Genomic DNA, 943 nt, shown 5'->3' with positions numbered 1-943 from the left:
CGCGATCCAGGTGCCCGAGCGGCCCGAATGGGCCAAGCGCGACAAGCTCGCCTTCGAGCGCGACATGCTCGGGCTCTACGTGTCCGACCACCCGCTCGCCGGACTCGAGACCGAGCTCGCCAAGCACTACAGCACCACGATCGCCGACCTGTTGATCTCGGAGACGATCGCCGACGGCGAGACCGTGGTCGTCGCGGGCCTCGTCACGAGCGTCCAGCACCGCATGGCCAAGGCCTCCGGCAACCAGTACGGGATGATCCAGGTCGAGGACTTCGGCGGCGAGATCACCTGCATGTTCATGGGGAAGGCGTACCAGGAGTTCGCCCCGGCGCTCACGAACGACTCCATCGTCGTCGTCAGAGGCCGCGTCAGCATGCGCGACGACGGGATGAACCTGCACGCGTTCAGCCTGTTCGCCCCCGAGATGAGCCAGGACGGCGACTCGGGACCGCTCACCGTCTCGATGCCCGAGTCGCGCGCGACCACCGACACGGTCTCGCAGCTCAGCGACGTGCTCATCCGCCACTCCGGCCAGACCGAGGTGCGGCTGAAGCTCATCAAGGGCGACACGGCCCGCGTGTTCGAGGTGCCGTTCCCCGTGCGCATCACCCCGGACCTCTTCGGCGAGCTGAAGAGCCTGCTGGGGCCGAACTGTCTGTATTGAATTCCGAGCCGGTCCCTGCCCGGCTCGGCGCGGTCGGCTGGGGAGGGTGGCCGGGTTCGTGAGAGCGTCGTGCGTCCGGCTACGACGATCCGCTGGCACGCGGATCGCCGGTTCGCCGGGCCTGTGGCGAGCCGGTCCCCGACCGGCTCGGCGCGGTCGGCTGGGGAGGGTGGCCGGGTTCTCAAGGGCGTCCTGCGTACGGCTACGACGATCCGCTGACACGCGGATCGCCGGTTCGCCTCGGAGGGTGCGGCGAGAGGGTGGCGGATCGGAGTGCGA

The 943-nt window shown here is 69.2% G+C and carries 1 protein-coding gene; it reads left to right on the top strand.

What is annotated here, in order from left to right; genetic code table 11:
- On the top strand, positions 1 to 664 hold a 664-nt coding region (locus C5C74_RS16885; protein WP_258064224.1), incomplete at its 5' end, for an OB-fold nucleic acid binding domain-containing protein.
- Between the last annotated feature and the right edge of the window lie 279 nt (positions 665 to 943).

Source organism: Rathayibacter sp. AY1E8, from assembly GCF_002931415.1.
In the GTDB taxonomy this organism is placed as follows: Bacteria; Actinomycetota; Actinomycetes; order Actinomycetales; family Microbacteriaceae; genus Rathayibacter.
This window is presented reverse-complemented; position numbering and strand designations above follow the sequence as displayed.